Genomic DNA, 15,061 nt, shown 5'->3' with positions numbered 1-15,061 from the left:
TCGCGCTGCCCTCACTCAAGGTGCGCCAGGTCCGCCTCCGTGTCGATGTCATAGGGCTCGGCCACATCCGAACAGTCCACCGGGGTGATCGCATCCCGGTGCGCCGCCAGATAGTCCCGCGCGCCCCGGTCACCCACCGCCGCCGCGGCGATACCCGCCCAGTGCCCGGCGCCGAACAGCACCGGATGGCCGCGCTCCCCGTCGTACGAGGCGGCCGCCAGCGTGTCCCGCGAGCCGTACGCCCCCCGGACCCGAGCCACCGCCTCCGCCCCGATCCCCGGCTGGTCGACCAGGAGGACGAGCGCCCCGTCCACCCCGCGCGGATCGGCCGCAAGCGAGGCGAGCCCGGCCCGCAGCGAGGAACCCATCCCCTCCGCCCACTCCGGGTTGTCCACCAGCACACACCCGGGCAGCTCCGCCCGCTCCCGTACGACCTCGGCCGACGCCCCGAGCACCACGTGCACCACCTCGCACCCGGCCGCGCGCAGCACCCCCACCGCGTACTCGACCAGCGGCCGCCCCCGATGCGAAAGAAGCGCCTTGGGCCGCCCCCCGAGCCGCCGCCCACCCCCGGCGGCGAGGAGGAGGCCGGCGACGATCGGGGCCGGGTGGGGGAGAGGGGCTCGGTGTTCTGTGGTTGTCATGAGGACTGCATACCGCATGCGCGGAATGACACGGTCGCGTCACTTTGACCTGGACCTGACGGTCCGGGCTTGGAGGTAGGGCCCGACCGGCTGCCGGGTTGCCTCCTCCGTCCGGTCACCCCTTACGGGGTGGCAGGGACGCGTGACTCACGCCCCGCGGTCCACACAGCTTCGCCCTTGCGGTACCGGCGGAGCGTGGTGAGTGCGTCCGGGGCGCAGGCGAATCGGAGGTTCTTGAGCCGCCCCGCTGTGGTCCAGATGCCGACGGTCCGCGCCTCGTGCTGCCACGAGAGACACCGGTCGTCGTACGGCTGTGCCGAGTCCGGCCGAAAGCTCACCGGCCTTGACGCCGTCTGTACCCTCCGCTTCGACGCGGGTCTGCCGGGTCTCCCTGCCCGGACGCTCGCCTGCAGCGAGGTGTAGGCGTCGCGGACCTTCTTGATGGTGTGTTGTGCGGCCTGCGCCCCGAGCCCGCGTGCCTTCAGCTCCGAGTAGGTGTGCCTGCGCAGTTCGTACTCACGAGGCACGCCTCGCTCGTGCGCCACGGCGGAAACCCAGTTCGCCGCCTCGTTGACGGCCCGCAAGGTCGCCCTCAGGGTCGATGTCTGTGAAGCATCTGGCAGGAGCTTGACCTGCACCACCGATTTCACGCCGGCAACGTAACAGGAGGCACTGACAACGATCCACGTGGGCGTGAAGGCCGGGCCCTCGCTAGAACAGCTGAATTCCGACCGCCAAGGGTGGCGCGCCGGGGTGGCGAAGGAGTTAACTGGCCCGCGACTCGCGGCGCCCGGCCTTCGTCGGCCGGGTCGTTCGGGGTCGTGGGGTGTGTTCGGGGTACGGCGTTCTGCGCACAGTGTCGTGCGAGGGGGAGAACCATGTTGCGAAGCGTGGGGCAGAGGCGAGTGACCGGCGAGGGCGTGGACCCCAGGGTGGCCGAACTGCGGTCCGCCGTGTCCCGGCTCAGGCGTGAACTCGCCGCCCATCGTGTCGAGTTCACCGACCGGGGCATCGCCGAGGACGAGCTCGCCGCCCTGGACGCGATGGCACTCAGCGGCGCCCCCGAGGTGCGGCGGCTGCGCCGCTCCCTGCTGCTCGTCGCGGGCTCCGTCGGCTCCGTCAGCGCGCTCGCGGATGGCCTCGCGGGCGTCCGGCGCGCCGTCGAGCTCTTCGGCCCCCCGCCCGCCGCCCAGGAGCCCGGACCTAGCGCCTGATCAGCCGGCGGGCCGTCGCCGCCGCCACCGCCGCCGTGCGCGAGTCCACGCCGAGCTTCGCGAAGACATGCACCAGGTGCGACTTCACCGTCGCCTGGCTCAGGAACAGCACCTTGCTGATCTGCTGGTTCGACAGACCGTCCCCGACCAGCTGGAGCACTTCGAGCTCCCGCTTGGTCAGCGCCTCCGCCGGGGTCCGCATCCGGTCCATCAGCCGGTGCGCCACCGCCGGCGCGAGCGCGGACTGACCGGCCGCCGCCGTCCGTACCGCCGCCGCCAGCTCCTCCGGCGGCGCGTCCTTCAGGAGGTAGCCGGAGGCACCCGCCTCCACCGCCGCCAGGATGTCCGCGTCCGTGTCGTACGTCGTCAGGACCAGCACCTTCGGCCCACCGGGCGCCGCCGTGATCGCCGCCGTCGCCTCCGAGCCGTGCATCCCGGGACCGAACTGCAGATCCATCAGGACCACGTCCACACCCCCGGCGGCGGCCAGCTCCACCGCGCGCTCGGCGGTGGCCGCCTCCGCGACGACGGCGAAGTCCGGCTCCGTGTCGAGGACCGCGCGCAGGCCCGCCCGTACCACCGGGTGGTCGTCGGCGAGAAGAAGACGGATGGTGGTCATGGTTCAGGCTCCAGCCGGGAGAGGGAGGGAGACGGCGACGGCCGTGCCCTGACCGGGCGCGGACTCCACGGTGAACGTGCCGCCCAGCGACTCCGCCCGCGAGCGCATCGCCGGAAGCCCGAAACCACCGTCGGAGGAGGGGCGGCGTACGGAAGCGGGGTCGAAGCCCCGACCGTCGTCGACCACGTCCAGGGTGACCGACTCGTCCATGAACGACAGGGTGATCTCCGCTCGCGAGGCCCCCGCGTGCCGCACGGTGTTCGCGAGCGCCGACTGCGCGATCCGCAGCAGCGCCACCTCGTACGGGGTCGGCAGCTCGACCGGCGTACCACTCACGGAGAAGCGCACCCGCGGCCCGGCCGCCCCCGGCTCGCACAGTCGCTCCAGGGCCGCCGCCAGGGAGCCGTGCTCCAGGTCCGGCGGTGACAGGGCCCGGACGAAGCGCCTGGCCTCCGCCAGGTTGTCCTGCGCCGCCTGCCGCGCCCGGTCGATGTGCCCGGCGGCCGGGGAGCCCGGCGGCAGCGCCCGCTCGGCCGCCCGCAGCAGCAGCTGGATCGACGACAGGCCCTGCGCGAGCGTGTCGTGGATCTCCCGCGCGAGCCGCTCCCGCTCGGCGAGCGTCCCCGCGTGCCGCTCGGCCGCCGCCAGCTCCTCCCGGGTCGCGATCAGCTCCTCGATGAGCCGGCGCCGCCGCTCGCTCTCCCGGTAGAGGGCCTGGTAGCCGAGGACCGTCGCCACCGCGACCGCCGCGCCGAGCAGCGGCCCGATGAAGACCCCCGGGTTGAGCCTGGCGCCGTGCCCCACGTACGAGAAGATCGCCGCGACCGCCGTCAGCGCGACCACCGGCAGCGACCAGCGCGCCGGCAACAGGTGCAGCTGGACGAAGTACAGCGGGAAGGCCACCCACAGCGCCTCCGGGGTCAGCCACAGCAGCGCGAGCCAGGACACGCCGAGGATCCCCAGCCACACGGCGGCGGCCCGCCGTGAACTCCGCACGGACGGCAGGGCGGAACCGGCCGCGTAGACCACGCCCGTCACCACCGCGAGTACCGTCCCGGCGGCCGACCCCGCCCGTACCGCGGCCAGGGCGAGCAGGCCCGCCATCAGCAGGTGAAGACAGAGGCGCAGCGCGCGGAGGGCGGGGGTGAGAGACCGTCGGGCGGGGTGGGGGGAGGAACGGGGATCCATGATCCCTCCAGCGTAGACACCGGGCGACAATCCGGACTCAACCGAAAGTTTGATTGCGGAGCCATCCGTGGCGCGATGCCCGCCGGGCACCGTTCGGACCACTCTGGTCAGCATGTTCGTGGCATGGAGAGACCTCAGATTCGCCAAGGGGCGATTCGCCCTCATGGGCACCGTGATCGTGCTGATCACCCTGCTCGTCGGGTTGCTGTCAGGGCTGACCGCCGGGCTCGCGCGGGAGAACATTTCCGCGATCACCGGGCTGCCGGCCGACCGGCTCGCCTTCGCGGCGCCACCGTCCGGGCAGGCTGTCTCCTTCACCAACTCGACGGTGACGGAGGAGCAGTGGCGTCGCTGGGCGGAGCGGCCCGGTGTGACGGCCGCGGTACCGCTCGGCATCCGCACGCTCAACGGCGCCGCCGGGGACCGTACCGCCGCCGTGTCCGCCTTCGGTACGGAACCGGAGGGCGGCCTCGCTCCCGTGGCCCCCGCTCGGGGAAAGGCCGTCCTCTCCGAGTCGGCGGCCGAGGAACTCGACGTCTCGGCGGGCGACACCGTCCGCCTCGGGCCCCTGGAACTCACCGTCGCGGCGGTCGCCGGAGACGCCTCGTACAGCCACACCCCCGTGGTGTGGACCTCACTCGACGACTGGCAGCGGATCGGGAACGACGGGACGACCGCGCAGACACAGGCCACCGTCATCGCGCTGCGCGAAGGTGACGGGAACGGTGGGGGAGAGAGTGCCGACGAGGCCGACGGCGCCGACTGGGCCGCCGGTGACAAAGCCGTCGGCACCGAGGCGCGGACCGTCGACGGCGCCCTCACCGCCATAGGGTCCTACCAGGCCGAGAACGGCTCGCTCCAGCTCATGCGCGGCTTCCTCTTCGCCATCTCCGCGCTGGTCATAGGAGCCTTCTTCACCGTCTGGACCATCCAGCGCAGCGGAGACGTCGCCGTCCTCAAGGCGCTCGGCGCCTCGACCCCGTACCTCCTCAGGGACGCACTCGGACAGGCCGTCCTCATGCTCGGCGCGGGCACGCTGCTCGGTACCGCGCTGGCGGTCGGCATCGGCGCCCTCGTCAGCGGCGGGAACGTGCCCTTCGTCCTGGAACCCCTCACCGTCCTCGGCCCGGCCGCCGTGATCATCGTGCTCGGTGTCCTCGGCGCGGCACTGTCCATCCGGCGGATCACCGCCGTCGACCCGCTCACCGCACTCGGGAGCGCCCGATGAGCCCCGCCGTCCCCTCCACCCCCTTCCTGCCCGGGAGCGCCCGATGAGCCTCGTCCTCGACGCCGTCACCCTCACCTACCCCGACGGGGACGGCCGTCTCACCGCCCTCGACGACGTCTCCCTCATCGTCCCCGCCGGTACGCTCACGGCCGTCGTCGGCCCCTCCGGCTCCGGCAAGTCCAGCCTGCTCGCGGCCGCCGCCACCCTCGTGACCCCGGACCGGGGCCGCGTCGTCGTCGCCGGTACGGACACGGGGCCGCTCACCCCCGCCGCCCGCGCCGAGCTGCGCCGCGAGCACATCGGGATCGTCTTCCAGCAGCCCAACCTGCTGCCTTCACTGAGCGCGGCGGAACAGCTCCAGGTGATGGCGCACCTGTCGGGGCGGGCGCCGAAGTCGGTACGGGGCCGGGCCCTGGAACTCCTCGACGCGGTGGGCCTCGCGGACCTGGCCGGGCGGCGGCCGCACCAGCTGTCCGGCGGTCAGCGCCAGCGCGTGAACATCGCGCGGGCCCTGATGAACGAGCCGTCCGTCCTCCTGGTCGACGAGCCGACCAGCGCGCTCGACCACGAGCGGGGCGCGGAGGTCATCGACCTGCTCGCCGCGCTGACGGTCGAGTGGGGCACGGCGACGGTCCTGGTCACGCACGACCGCGCCCACCTGGCCCGTGCGGACCGCACGGTCACGGTCCACGACGGCCGCCTCGCGCAGTCCGCCCTCGCCTGAACCGCCGGGCGCGCTGTGGTGGCAGGGGTCGGCCCTCGTCAGCCCGTTCGGCGGGACCGGGACCGCGCCAGCCCGCCGAGGGCCACGGCGACGAGCCCCACCACCACGGCCACGTAGGCGCCGCCGAGTCCGTTGCCGGTGCCGAGCCCTCCCTCGGCGGTGGCGGCGACAGAGGCGCCGACGGCCACGGCGATCAGCCCCGCCGCCAGAGCCACGGCGGAACCGTTCCGCCCGGCCCAGCTGACCACGCGGCCCCGGCCGCTCGGGCGGGCCAGGGCAAGGGCGCCGCCGACCGCGCCGAGGAGGCCGGTCAGCGCGGACAGCGAGGCTCCGACGCGGCCGACGCTCACGGTGGACAGGCTCGCGGCGACCGGCTGGACGGAGGCCTCCGCGGCCGCCGGCCCCGCGAACGCGAGGCCGCCGATCACGACGGCACCGGCCACGGCGATCACGGAAAGCACTGCCGTACGCGCTGAACCAGCCGAACCAGCCGAACCAGCCGCATGAGCCGCATGAGCTGACACGAGGTGCTCCTTCTCCTCAGGGGGACGGGATGACCCGAGCATGTCCGCCGGACCCGCCCCCCGTCGTCCGGCGAACGCGGACACTGTGCGCTGCCGTCGCCGCCGTATCCCGCTGCCACGAACGCCGCAGGAACCGGCCGACTACCGCGCACGCGGTAGTCGCACGCTCCTCCGCGAGCGGGATCCACCCCCGACCCCGCCCGGCTAGGGTGCGCCCATGAGCACAGGACGGTTCGGTTTGCGGGCCGGAGCAGAAGCCGGAGCGGCAGACGGGGTGATCGCCGTCGGCGTGGCGGCGACGCTCCTCGCCACCGGGATGTCCGAGCGCGACGCGACCACGAGCCTCGACCTGCTCGGCTACGCGTTGCTCGCGGCCGGGGGACTCGCGCTGGCCGCGCGCCGCCGCGCTCCGGTCGCCGTCCTGGCCGTCACCGGGCTGTGCGCGGTGGGCTATCAGGCGGTCGGCTTCGACGTGCCCGTCGTCGCGTACCTGTTCGCGGTCTACGCGGCCGTACGGGCGGGGCACCGCACCGCCACGGTGGTGGCGAGCGTGGCCATGCTGACGGCTCTGCCGCTCGCGGCCCTGGTCTCGGGGCCGGTCGACGTGGGCGGGGCGCTCGCGCGGTCGCGGGACGCCCTTGAGCTGGCCTGGCTGGTCGCCGCGGGCGCCGCGGGGGAGGCGTTGCGGCAGTCCGAGCGGCGGGCGGAGGAGGCGGAGCGCACCCGGGAGGAGACCGCGCTGCGCCGCGCCGACGAGGAACGGCTGCGCATCGCGCGCGAGTTGCACGATTCGCTCACCCATCAGATCTCGATCATCAAGGTGCAGTCCGAGGTCGCCGTCCATGTCGCCCGCAGGCGCGGCGAGAAGGTGCCGGAGGCTCTCCTCGCGATCCAGGAGGCCGGGCGGGCGGCGACCCGGGAGCTGCGGGCGACCCTGGAGGCGCTGCGCGACGACGACACGTCCCCGCCGCCGGGGCTCGACGACGTCCCTGACCTGGTGGCCCGTGCCCGGCTGACAGGTCTGGCCGCGACGCTGACGATCGAAGGGCGGCGTCAGGACGTGCCGGCCGCGGTGGGCCGTACCGCCTACCGGATCGTGCAGGAGTCGCTCACCAACATCACCCGGCACGCGGAGGCGGCGGCGACGGCGTCGGTCCTGATCGACTGCCGGCCCGACTCCCTGACCGTACGGGTCGACGACGACGGCGCGGCCGCGCCGGCTCCGGCACCCGCCACCGCCCCGACGCCCGGTGTGGGGCTCCTTGGCATGCGCGAACGGGTCACCGCCCTCGGTGGCCGGCTGAGCGCCGGACCGCGCGGCGCGGCGGGCGGCTTCACCGTCCACGCAGAACTCCCCGTGGAGCGTGCGTCATGATCCGTGTCCTGCTGGTCGACGACCAGCCGCTCATCCGCAGCGGATTCCGCGCCCTCCTCGACCTGGAGGACGACATCGAGGTGGTGGCCGAGGCCGGCGACGGGGAGGAGGGCCTGGCGCTGGCCAGGAGACACCTGCCCGACATCGCTCTCGTCGACATCCAGATGCCGGTGATGGACGGCATCGAGACGACGCGGCGCATCGCGGCGGACCCGGCCCTCGCCGGGACGCACGTCGTCATCCTGACCAACTACGGCCTCGACGAGTACGTCTTCCACGCGCTGCGCGCCGGCGCCGCCGGATTCCTCGTCAAGGACATCGTGCCGGAGGACTTCCTGCACGCCGTACGGGTCGCGGCGCGCGGCGACGCCCTGCTCGCTCCCTCGATCACCCGCAAGCTGATCGACAGGTACGTCACGCAGCCGCTTCCGGGGGGCGCGGTCACGGGCCTCGACCAGCTGACCCAGCGTGAACGCGAGGCCGTCGTCCTGGTCGCGCGGGGCCTGTCCAACGACCGGATCGCCGATCACATGGTGATCAGCCCCATGACCGCCAAGACCCACGTCAACCGGGCGATGGCCAAGCTCGACGTCCGTGACCGGGCCCAACTCGTCGTCCTCGCCTACGAGTCCGGCCTTGTGACCCCGCGCGAGACCGCCTGACCCGGCGGCCGCGGGGTCAGGCGGGGTGGTGAGGAGTGCCTCAGCCCTGGCCGTTGCCCGCCGTGTTCGCCAGCGCCGTCGAGAGTTCGCGGGCGACCTGCTGGAGGATCGGGACGATCTTCTCCGTGGCCGCCTCGGTCACCCGGCCCGCCGGGCCCGAGATGGAGATCGCCGCGGCGGTGGGCGAGTTGGGCACCGACACCGCGAGGCAGCGGACTCCTATCTCCTGCTCGTTGTCGTCGACCGCGTACCCCGTCTCGCGGACCGCGACGAGCGCGTCGAGGAAGCCGTCCGGCGTGGTGATCGTCTTCTCGGTCGCGGCGGGCATGCCGGTACGGGCCAGCAGCGCGCGGATCTCCTCCGCCGGGGTGTGCGCGAGGAGCGCCTTGCCGACACCCGTCGAGTGCGGCAGCACCCGTCGGCCGACCTCGGTGAACATGCGCATCGAGTGCTTGGACGGCACCTGCGCCACGTACACGATCTCGTCGCCGTCGAGCAGCGCCATGTTCGCGGTCTCGCCGGTCTCCTCGACGAGCCGCGCGAGGTACGGGCGGGCCCAGGTGCCGAGGAGGCGGGAGGCGGACTCGCCGAGCCGGATGAGCCGGGGGCCGAGCGCGTACCGCCGGTTGGGCTGCTGGCGCACGTAGCCGCAGGCGACCAGGGTGCGCATCAGGCGGTGGATGGTGGGGAGCGGGAGTCCGCTGCTGGCGGAGAGCTCGCTCAGCCCGACCTCGCCCCCGGCGTCGGCCATCCGCTCCAGGAGGTCGAAGGCACGCTCAAGGGACTGGACGCCCCCGCTCGCGGCGGGTTTGGCGGCGTCGGTGGTGCTGGCGCTGGACGTCGGCACGTCAACGGTCCTTTCGAGGCAGGCGGGCAAGGCAGCAGCCTACCGGGCCACCGGCCGGGGCGCCTGGCCCCGGTGCTGGTGTACGGGCCGGTCAGGGGGTGTTTGTCCGGTGTCGGGGAGGGCTCGGCGGGGTCCGGCTCTGCCCCGCATGTGTGGAGCTACGTTCTACTGTACGGAATTCTGATTCCACTTTGTGGAAACATCCAAGACGGGTTCGTCAGTGGACGATGCTGGAAGTGTGCCCTTGACGACATGTCGCCCGGAAGTGAAGACTCCTTTTCAACAGTTCGTTGAATTTCTCAGTTTTTCTCTGCGAGTCACTTGAAGAGAGGGGTACGGGTGGACGTCAACCTGGTCCTGCGCTCGACGCGTGTCATCACCCCCGAGGGGACACACCCGGCGTCGATCGCCGTCTCCGGAGGGACGATCGCGGCCGTGCTGCCGTACGACGCCGAGGTACCCGCCGGCGCCCGGCTCGAGGACGTCGGCGACGACGTCGTCCTGCCCGGACTCGTCGACACCCACGTGCACGTGAACGACCCCGGCCGCACCGAATGGGAGGGCTTCTGGACCGCCACCCGCGCGGCCGCCGCCGGTGGCATCACCACCCTGCTCGACATGCCCCTCAACTCGCTGCCGCCGACCACCACCGTGGAGAACCTGCGGACCAAGCAGGAGGTCGCCCGCGCCAAGGCCCACATCGACGTCGGCTTCTGGGGCGGCGCCCTGCCCGACAACGTCAAGGACCTGCGGCCGCTCCACGACGCCGGTGTCTTCGGCTTCAAGTGCTTCCTGTCGCCGTCCGGCGTGGACGAGTTCCCCGAGCTGGACCAGGAGCAGCTGGCGACCTCGCTCGCCGAGATCTCCGGCTTCGACGGCCTGATGATCGTGCACGCCGAGGACCCGCACCACCTCGCCGCCGCGCCTCAGCGCCCGGGCGGCGCGTACGCCGACTTCCTCGCCTCCCGCCCCCGGGACGCCGAGAACACGGCGATCGAGAACCTGGTCAACCAGGCCCGCAGGCTGAACGCCCGCGTCCACGTCCTGCACCTCTCCTCCTCCGACGCGCTGCCGCTGATCGCCGCCGCGAAGGCCGAGGGGGTCAAGATCACCGTCGAGTCCTGCCCGCACTTCCTCACGCTCACCGCCGAGGAGATCCCGGACGGCGCCACCGAGTTCAAGTGCTGCCCGCCCATCCGCGAGGCCGCCAACCAGGACGCGCTCTGGCAGGGACTCGCGGACGGCACGATCGACTGCATCGTCTCCGACCACTCGCCGTCCACCGCCGACCTCAAGACCCCCGACTTCGCGTCCGCCTGGGGCGGCATCTCCTCCCTCCAGCTCGGCCTCCCCGCCATCTGGACCGAGGCCCGCCGCCGCGGCCACACCCTGGAGGACGTCGTCCGCTGGATGTCCGAGGGCCCGGCCCGGCTCGCCGGACTCACCCGCAAGGGCGCCATCGAGGCCGGCCGCGACGCCGACTTCGCCGTCCTCGCCCCCGACGCCACCTTCACCGTCGACCCGGCGGAGCTCCAGCACCGCAACCGGATCACCGCCTACGCGGGCAAGACCCTCAGCGGCGTCGTCACCTCCACCTGGCTGCGCGGAGAGCGGATCGTCGACCACGGCACCCTCGCCGAGCCCTCCGGCCGCCTCCTCGAAAGGAGCAACTGACGTGTCCGTCATACCCAGCTTCACCGGTGACGCGAGCCCCTACGGTGGCGGCGACCCCTACGCCGACTACCGGACGGCCGACTTCGCCTTCACCCGGTACGCGGACCTCGCCGACCGGCGCCTCGGCGCCGGTGTCATCGCCGCCAACGACGAGTTCTTCGCGGAGCGCGAGAACCTGCTCAAGCCCGACGCCGCCGAGTTCGACCCCGAGCACTTCGGCCACAAGGGCAAGATCATGGACGGCTGGGAGACCCGCCGCCGCCGCGGCGTCTCCGCCCAGCAGCCGCACCCCACCGAGGACGACCACGACTGGGCCCTCGTACGGCTCGGCGCGCCCGGTGTCGTCCGCGGCATCGTCCTCGACACCGCCCACTTCCGCGGCAACTACCCGCAGGCCGTCTCCGTCGAGGCCACCTCCGTCGCCGGCTCGCCCTCGCCCGAGGAACTCCTCGCCGACGACGTGAAGTGGACGACGCTCGTCCCGCGCACCGCCGTCGGCGGCCACGCCGCCAACGGCTTCGCCGTCGACATCGAGCAGCGCTTCACCCACCTGCGCGTCAACCAGCACCCCGACGGCGGCATCGCCCGCCTCCGCGTGTACGGCGAGGTCGCCCCGGACCCGGCATGGCTCGGCGTCCTCGGCACCTTCGACCTCGCGGCCCTGGAGAACGGCGGCCAGGTCGAGGACGCCTCCGACCGCTTCTACTCCCCGGCCACCAACACCATCCAGCCGGGCCGCTCCCGCAAGATGGACGACGGCTGGGAGACCCGCCGCCGCCGCGACAAGGGCAACGACTGGATCCGCTACCAGCTCGCCGCCGAGTCCGAGATCCGCGCCGTCGAGATCGACACCGCGTACCTCAAGGGCAACAGCGCCGGCTGGGCCGCCCTCTCCGTCGCCGCCGAGGGCTCCGAGGAGTGGACCGAGATCCTGCCCCGGACCCGCCTCCAGCCCGACACCAACCACCGCTTCGTGCTCGACACCCCCGCGGTCGGCTCCCGCGTCCGGGTCGACATCTACCCCGACGGCGGCATCTCCCGCCTCCGCCTCTTCGGCTCCCTCACGGAAGCCGGTACGGCACGCCTGACCGCCCGCCACCAGGAACTCGGCGGCTGACCCCCTGAACTGGGCGGGCACGACACCCCGCCCGGCCCCGCGAGGGCGCACCGGCCAGACAGCACCGGTGCGCCCTCCCCCCTTTTTTTAGGGCTCGGTTCGCCTCCGGGGCGCTGGAGCCGGGCTCACGGTCCCGACCGTGCTCGCCTCCTTCGTTCCTCAGGAGGCTCCGCGCGCTCGGGGCCGTTCCCCCGGCGCGCCCCTTCGGCTCACTCGCCGGTTCTGGGGGTGGCGGGAGGGCCGAGGCACAACGGCGGGCGCCCGGCGCCCGCCCCGGGTCACGCCGCGTGGCCGCCGTCCACCGCGAACTCGGCGCCCGTCACGTACCGGCCCCCCGGGCCCGCCAGGAAGGCGACCATCGCGGCCACCTCGTCCGGGGTGCCGAAGCGGCCGAGCGCCGTCATGGCCGCCTGGCCCTCCGCGTACGGGCCGTCCGCCGGGTTCATGTCGGTGTCGATGGGGCCGGGGTGCACGATGTTGGCCGTGATGCCACGCCCGCCCAGCTCCCGGGCGAGCGACTTCGTCAGGCCGATCAGCGCCGACTTGCTCGTCGCGTACAGCGTGCCGCCAGGCCCCGGCACCCGCTGCGTCATGCAGGTGCCGATCGTGACGATCCGGCCGCCCTCCGGCAGCCGCGCGGCCGCCGCCTGCGAGGCGAGGAACGCCGCACGGACGTTCACCGCGAGGACCCGGTCCACGTCCGCCAGGGTCAGCGACTCCAGCGGGCCGAGGACCCCGGCGCCCACGCTGTTCACGAGGACGTCGAGCCGGCCCAGGGCGTCCGCCGCCCACTCCACCGCGCCCGCCGCGTCCCCGGCGTCGGCCGCGTCGGCCCGCAGGGGGAGCGCCCTGCGTCCGGCCGCCTCGATCCGCGCGGCGACCGCCTTGGCCCGTACCTCGTCCTGGACGTAGGTGAAGGCCACGTCGGCGCCCTCCTGGGCGAGGCGGACGGCCGTCGCCGCGCCGATTCCCCTGCTGCCGCCCGTCACCAGAACCGCCGTGCCGTTCATCGTGGACATCCCGAACCTCCGTGAGAAAGACCTAAGTGGTTGCGGGTTCAATGAAAGCCGTCCGTGCGTCCGGACGCTGGCGGGAATCGGACCCCGACCCGGACCCGCCCCGAACGCCGATGACTTTCGCCGAGCTGTGCCGTCTGCACTGGTGAGACACGATGGACCGGAGACGAAAGGGCACCACCATGGCCACGCTCAGCCTCACCCAGTTCCTCACCCTCGACGGCGTCCACCAGGCCCCCGGCGGCCCGGACGAGGACCCCAGCGGCGGCTTCGAGCACGGCGGCTGGTCCGTGCCGTACGGCGACGAGGACTTCGGCCGGTTCGTCGAGGAGGTCTTCGCCCGGCCGACGGCCTTCCTCCTCGGCCGCCGTACGTACGAGATCTTCGCCGGCTACTGGCCGAAGCAGACGGACCCCGCCGACCCGATCGCGAGCAAGCTCAACGCGCTCCCCAAGTACGTCGCCACCACCACCCTCGACTCCGCCGACTGGTCCGGAACCACCCTGCTCCGCGGAGACGTCGTCAAGGAGGTCGCCGCCCTCAAGGAGCGCACCGGCGGCGAGATCCAGATGCACGGCAGCGCCGGTCTCGCCCGGACGCTCCTCGACCACGACCTGATCGACACCCTGCACCTGCTCGTCTTCCCCGTGCTCCTCGGCACCGGCCGCCGTCTCTTCTCCGACGGCGTCCACCCCGCCGCCTTCCGGCACACCGCCGCGCGGACCACCGGCTCGGGCATCGCCATCCACACGTACGAACTGGCGGGCCGCCCCACGTACGGCAGCTACTGACACGGCCGCCGCCTCCAGAAAGGTGTAGCCACCACAGGCCGGGCCGGGTACGGTGAGCGCTCCGCGTGCGAGCCGTTGAAGTCTCCACCCCACCTTGAGAGTTGGAGAACCGGCCCGCCATGTCTGCCACGTCCCCCGTCGCCGCGCCCGTTTCCCTCGGCGCCCCCCGCCGCGCCTGGCTCACCGATCTGCCCGTCCTGCTCGTCGCCGTCGTCTGGGGCGCCAGCTATCTCGCGGCCAAGGGCATCACCACCACCCACACCGTCATCGCGGTCCTCGTGCTGCGGTTCGCGGTGGTGCTGCCCGTCCTCGTCGTCGCCGGCTGGGCCAGGCTGCGGGCCCTGAGCGCGGCCCAGTGGCGCGGCGCCGCGACCCTCGGGCTGATCCTCGGCGGGATCTTCCTCCTGGAGACCTACGGCGTCGTCCACACCTCCGCCACCAACGCCGGTCTGATCATCAGCCTCACCATGATCCTCACCCCGCTCGCCGAGGCCGCCCTCACCCGGGTGGCCCCGCCCCGTGCCTTCCTCGCCGCCGCCGCGCTCTCCGTCACCGGCGTCGTCCTCCTCACCCAGGGCGGCGGGTTCACCGCCCCCTCCCTCGGCGACCTGCTCATGCTGCTCGCCGCCGTCGCCCGTACCGTCCACGTCCTGGCCATGTCCCGGACCAAGGCGGTCCAGGACGCCGACTCGCTCTCCCTCACCACCGTCCAGCTCGGCGCCGCCGTCGCCGTCTTCGCCGTCATCGCGGCCTTCCCCGGCACGGGTGCCTCGCCCTGGGCGGTGGCCCTCGACTTCGGCCCCCGCGAGTGGGCAGGGCTGATCTTCCTCTCCGTCTTCTGCACGCTCTTCGCCTTCTTCGTGCAGATGTGGGCGGTCCGCCGCACCTCCCCGTCCCGGGTCAGCCTCCTCCTCGGCACGGAACCGCTCTGGGCCGCCGCCGTCGGCATCGCCCTCGCCGGAGACCGCCCCGGCGTCCTCGGTCTCGCGGGCGCGGTCCTCGTCCTCGCGGGCACCAGCTGGGGCCGCAAGGCCGCCGCCCACGACGGCGGCTAGGTACTCCGACCGCGCCTCGACACCGCGAGCACCCGGCGAGGCCGGGACCGGCCGGTCAGGACTTCACCACCCGGCTCGCCATGGTCGCGAGGGCTATGCCGAGGGCCGCGATCACGATGTTCGCGAACAGCTCCCGTCCCTCCAGGAACCCCACGTTCTCCGTGAGGAACCGCGTCAGACCCACGAATCTGAACCAGCCGTCCGTCAGCTCGCGGATCACTCCGCAGACGCCCGCCACACAGAGCAGGGCCCCGAGGCCCTCCAGAAAACCTTTCATGATCCGATCATGGCGGGCAGCGGCGACCGGACGCGTCCGCCGCTCGTCTACGGCGGCCGATACGAAAGTATCGACCCGCGCGACTCCGGTAGCCCGACCGCCCGCA

Annotated in this window: 16 protein-coding genes; 9 read left to right on the top strand and 7 right to left on the bottom strand. The window is 73.1% G+C overall.

The window, feature by feature from the left end; translation table 11 throughout:
• Positions 1 to 11: 11 nt before the first annotated feature.
• On the bottom strand, positions 12 to 644 hold the full coding sequence (locus tag ACIRB7_RS16750) for an NTP transferase domain-containing protein (RefSeq protein ID WP_403598495.1): 633 nt from the start codon (positions 642 to 644) through the stop codon (positions 12 to 14).
• 878 nt (positions 645 to 1,522) lie between these two features.
• On the opposite strand from ACIRB7_RS16750, the gene ACIRB7_RS16745 reads away from it, so the two are divergent.
• On the top strand, positions 1,523 to 1,858 hold the full coding sequence (locus ACIRB7_RS16745; RefSeq protein ID WP_403598492.1) for a DUF5955 family protein: 336 nt from the start codon (positions 1,523 to 1,525) through the stop codon (positions 1,856 to 1,858).
• Here the strand turns inward: ACIRB7_RS16745 and ACIRB7_RS16740 are convergent.
• Positions 1,848 to 2,477, bottom strand: a complete 630-nt coding sequence (locus tag ACIRB7_RS16740) for a response regulator (RefSeq protein ID WP_403598489.1) — start codon at positions 2,475 to 2,477, stop codon at positions 1,848 to 1,850. The two genes, ACIRB7_RS16745 and ACIRB7_RS16740, sit on opposite strands and share 11 nt — an antisense overlap.
• Positions 2,478 to 2,480: 3 nt before the next feature.
• Positions 2,481 to 3,665, bottom strand: coding sequence for a sensor histidine kinase (locus ACIRB7_RS16735; protein WP_403598486.1), 1,185 nt, complete (start codon positions 3,663 to 3,665; stop codon positions 2,481 to 2,483).
• 112 nt (positions 3,666 to 3,777) lie between these two features.
• Here ACIRB7_RS16735 and ACIRB7_RS16730 point away from each other — a divergent pair, with 112 nt between their 5' ends.
• Together ACIRB7_RS16730 and ACIRB7_RS16725 are read left to right on the top strand one after the other, a co-directional pair.
• Positions 3,778 to 4,893, top strand: a complete 1,116-nt coding sequence (locus ACIRB7_RS16730; protein WP_403598483.1) for an ABC transporter permease — start codon at positions 3,778 to 3,780, stop codon at positions 4,891 to 4,893.
• Between the two features lie 43 nt (positions 4,894 to 4,936).
• Positions 4,937 to 5,617, top strand: coding sequence for an ABC transporter ATP-binding protein (locus ACIRB7_RS16725; RefSeq protein ID WP_403598481.1), 681 nt, complete (start codon positions 4,937 to 4,939; stop codon positions 5,615 to 5,617).
• A gap of 38 nt (positions 5,618 to 5,655) precedes the next feature.
• On the opposite strand, the gene ACIRB7_RS16720 is transcribed toward ACIRB7_RS16725, so the two are convergent.
• Positions 5,656 to 6,060, bottom strand: a complete 405-nt coding sequence (locus ACIRB7_RS16720; RefSeq protein ID WP_351211481.1) for a DUF6223 family protein — start codon at positions 6,058 to 6,060, stop codon at positions 5,656 to 5,658.
• A 298-nt stretch (positions 6,061 to 6,358) separates the two neighbouring features.
• Here ACIRB7_RS16720 and ACIRB7_RS16715 point away from each other — a divergent pair, with 298 nt between their 5' ends.
• On the top strand, positions 6,359 to 7,516 hold the full coding sequence (locus ACIRB7_RS16715) for a sensor histidine kinase (RefSeq protein ID WP_403598478.1): 1,158 nt from the start codon (positions 6,359 to 6,361) through the stop codon (positions 7,514 to 7,516).
• A complete protein-coding gene (locus ACIRB7_RS16710; RefSeq protein ID WP_403598475.1) occupies positions 7,513 to 8,178 on the top strand; it encodes a response regulator in 666 nt (221 codons plus the stop codon). Before ACIRB7_RS16715 ends, ACIRB7_RS16710 begins: the two co-directional genes overlap by 4 nt.
• A 40-nt stretch (positions 8,179 to 8,218) precedes the next feature.
• Here the strand turns inward: ACIRB7_RS16710 and ACIRB7_RS16705 are convergent, their stop codons facing one another.
• On the bottom strand, positions 8,219 to 9,025 hold the full coding sequence (locus ACIRB7_RS16705; RefSeq protein WP_351211487.1) for an IclR family transcriptional regulator: 807 nt from the start codon (positions 9,023 to 9,025) through the stop codon (positions 8,219 to 8,221).
• 339 nt (positions 9,026 to 9,364) lie between these two features.
• Between ACIRB7_RS16705 and allB the strand changes: the two genes are divergently transcribed.
• Together allB and alc are read left to right on the top strand one after the other, a co-directional pair.
• Positions 9,365 to 10,699 carry an allantoinase AllB gene (allB, locus tag ACIRB7_RS16700; RefSeq protein WP_403598472.1) on the top strand — a complete coding sequence of 445 codons (1,335 nt, stop codon included), beginning with the start codon at positions 9,365 to 9,367 and terminating at the stop codon, positions 10,697 to 10,699.
• Position 10,700: 1 nt separating this feature from the next.
• Positions 10,701 to 11,816 carry an allantoicase gene (alc, locus tag ACIRB7_RS16695; protein ID WP_403598469.1) on the top strand — a complete coding sequence of 372 codons (1,116 nt, stop codon included), beginning with the start codon at positions 10,701 to 10,703 and terminating at the stop codon, positions 11,814 to 11,816.
• Between the two features lie 278 nt (positions 11,817 to 12,094).
• On the opposite strand, the gene ACIRB7_RS16690 is transcribed toward alc, so the two are convergent.
• Positions 12,095 to 12,835, bottom strand: a complete 741-nt coding sequence (locus ACIRB7_RS16690; RefSeq protein ID WP_403598467.1) for an SDR family NAD(P)-dependent oxidoreductase — start codon at positions 12,833 to 12,835, stop codon at positions 12,095 to 12,097.
• Positions 12,836 to 13,014: 179 nt separating this feature from the next.
• On the opposite strand from ACIRB7_RS16690, the gene ACIRB7_RS16685 reads away from it, so the two are divergent.
• Together ACIRB7_RS16685 and ACIRB7_RS16680 are read left to right on the top strand one after the other, a co-directional pair.
• Positions 13,015 to 13,623 carry a dihydrofolate reductase family protein gene (locus ACIRB7_RS16685; RefSeq protein ID WP_403598464.1) on the top strand — a complete coding sequence of 203 codons (609 nt, stop codon included), beginning with the start codon at positions 13,015 to 13,017 and terminating at the stop codon, positions 13,621 to 13,623.
• 119 nt (positions 13,624 to 13,742) lie between these two features.
• The gene (locus ACIRB7_RS16680; RefSeq protein WP_403598461.1) at positions 13,743 to 14,678 is read left to right on the top strand and encodes a DMT family transporter; all 936 of its coding nucleotides are present in this window, start codon (positions 13,743 to 13,745) and stop codon (positions 14,676 to 14,678) included.
• A 55-nt stretch (positions 14,679 to 14,733) separates the two neighbouring features.
• On the opposite strand, the gene ACIRB7_RS16675 is transcribed toward ACIRB7_RS16680, so the two are convergent.
• Positions 14,734 to 14,955, bottom strand: a complete 222-nt coding sequence (locus tag ACIRB7_RS16675; protein ID WP_403598458.1) for a hypothetical protein — start codon at positions 14,953 to 14,955, stop codon at positions 14,734 to 14,736.
• Positions 14,956 to 15,061: the final 106 nt, after the last annotated feature.

Origin of the sequence: Streptomyces sp. NPDC093795, assembly GCF_044764665.1 — a bacterium.
Lineage (GTDB): Bacteria > Actinomycetota > Actinomycetes > Streptomycetales > Streptomycetaceae > Streptomyces.
This window is presented reverse-complemented; position numbering and strand designations above follow the sequence as displayed.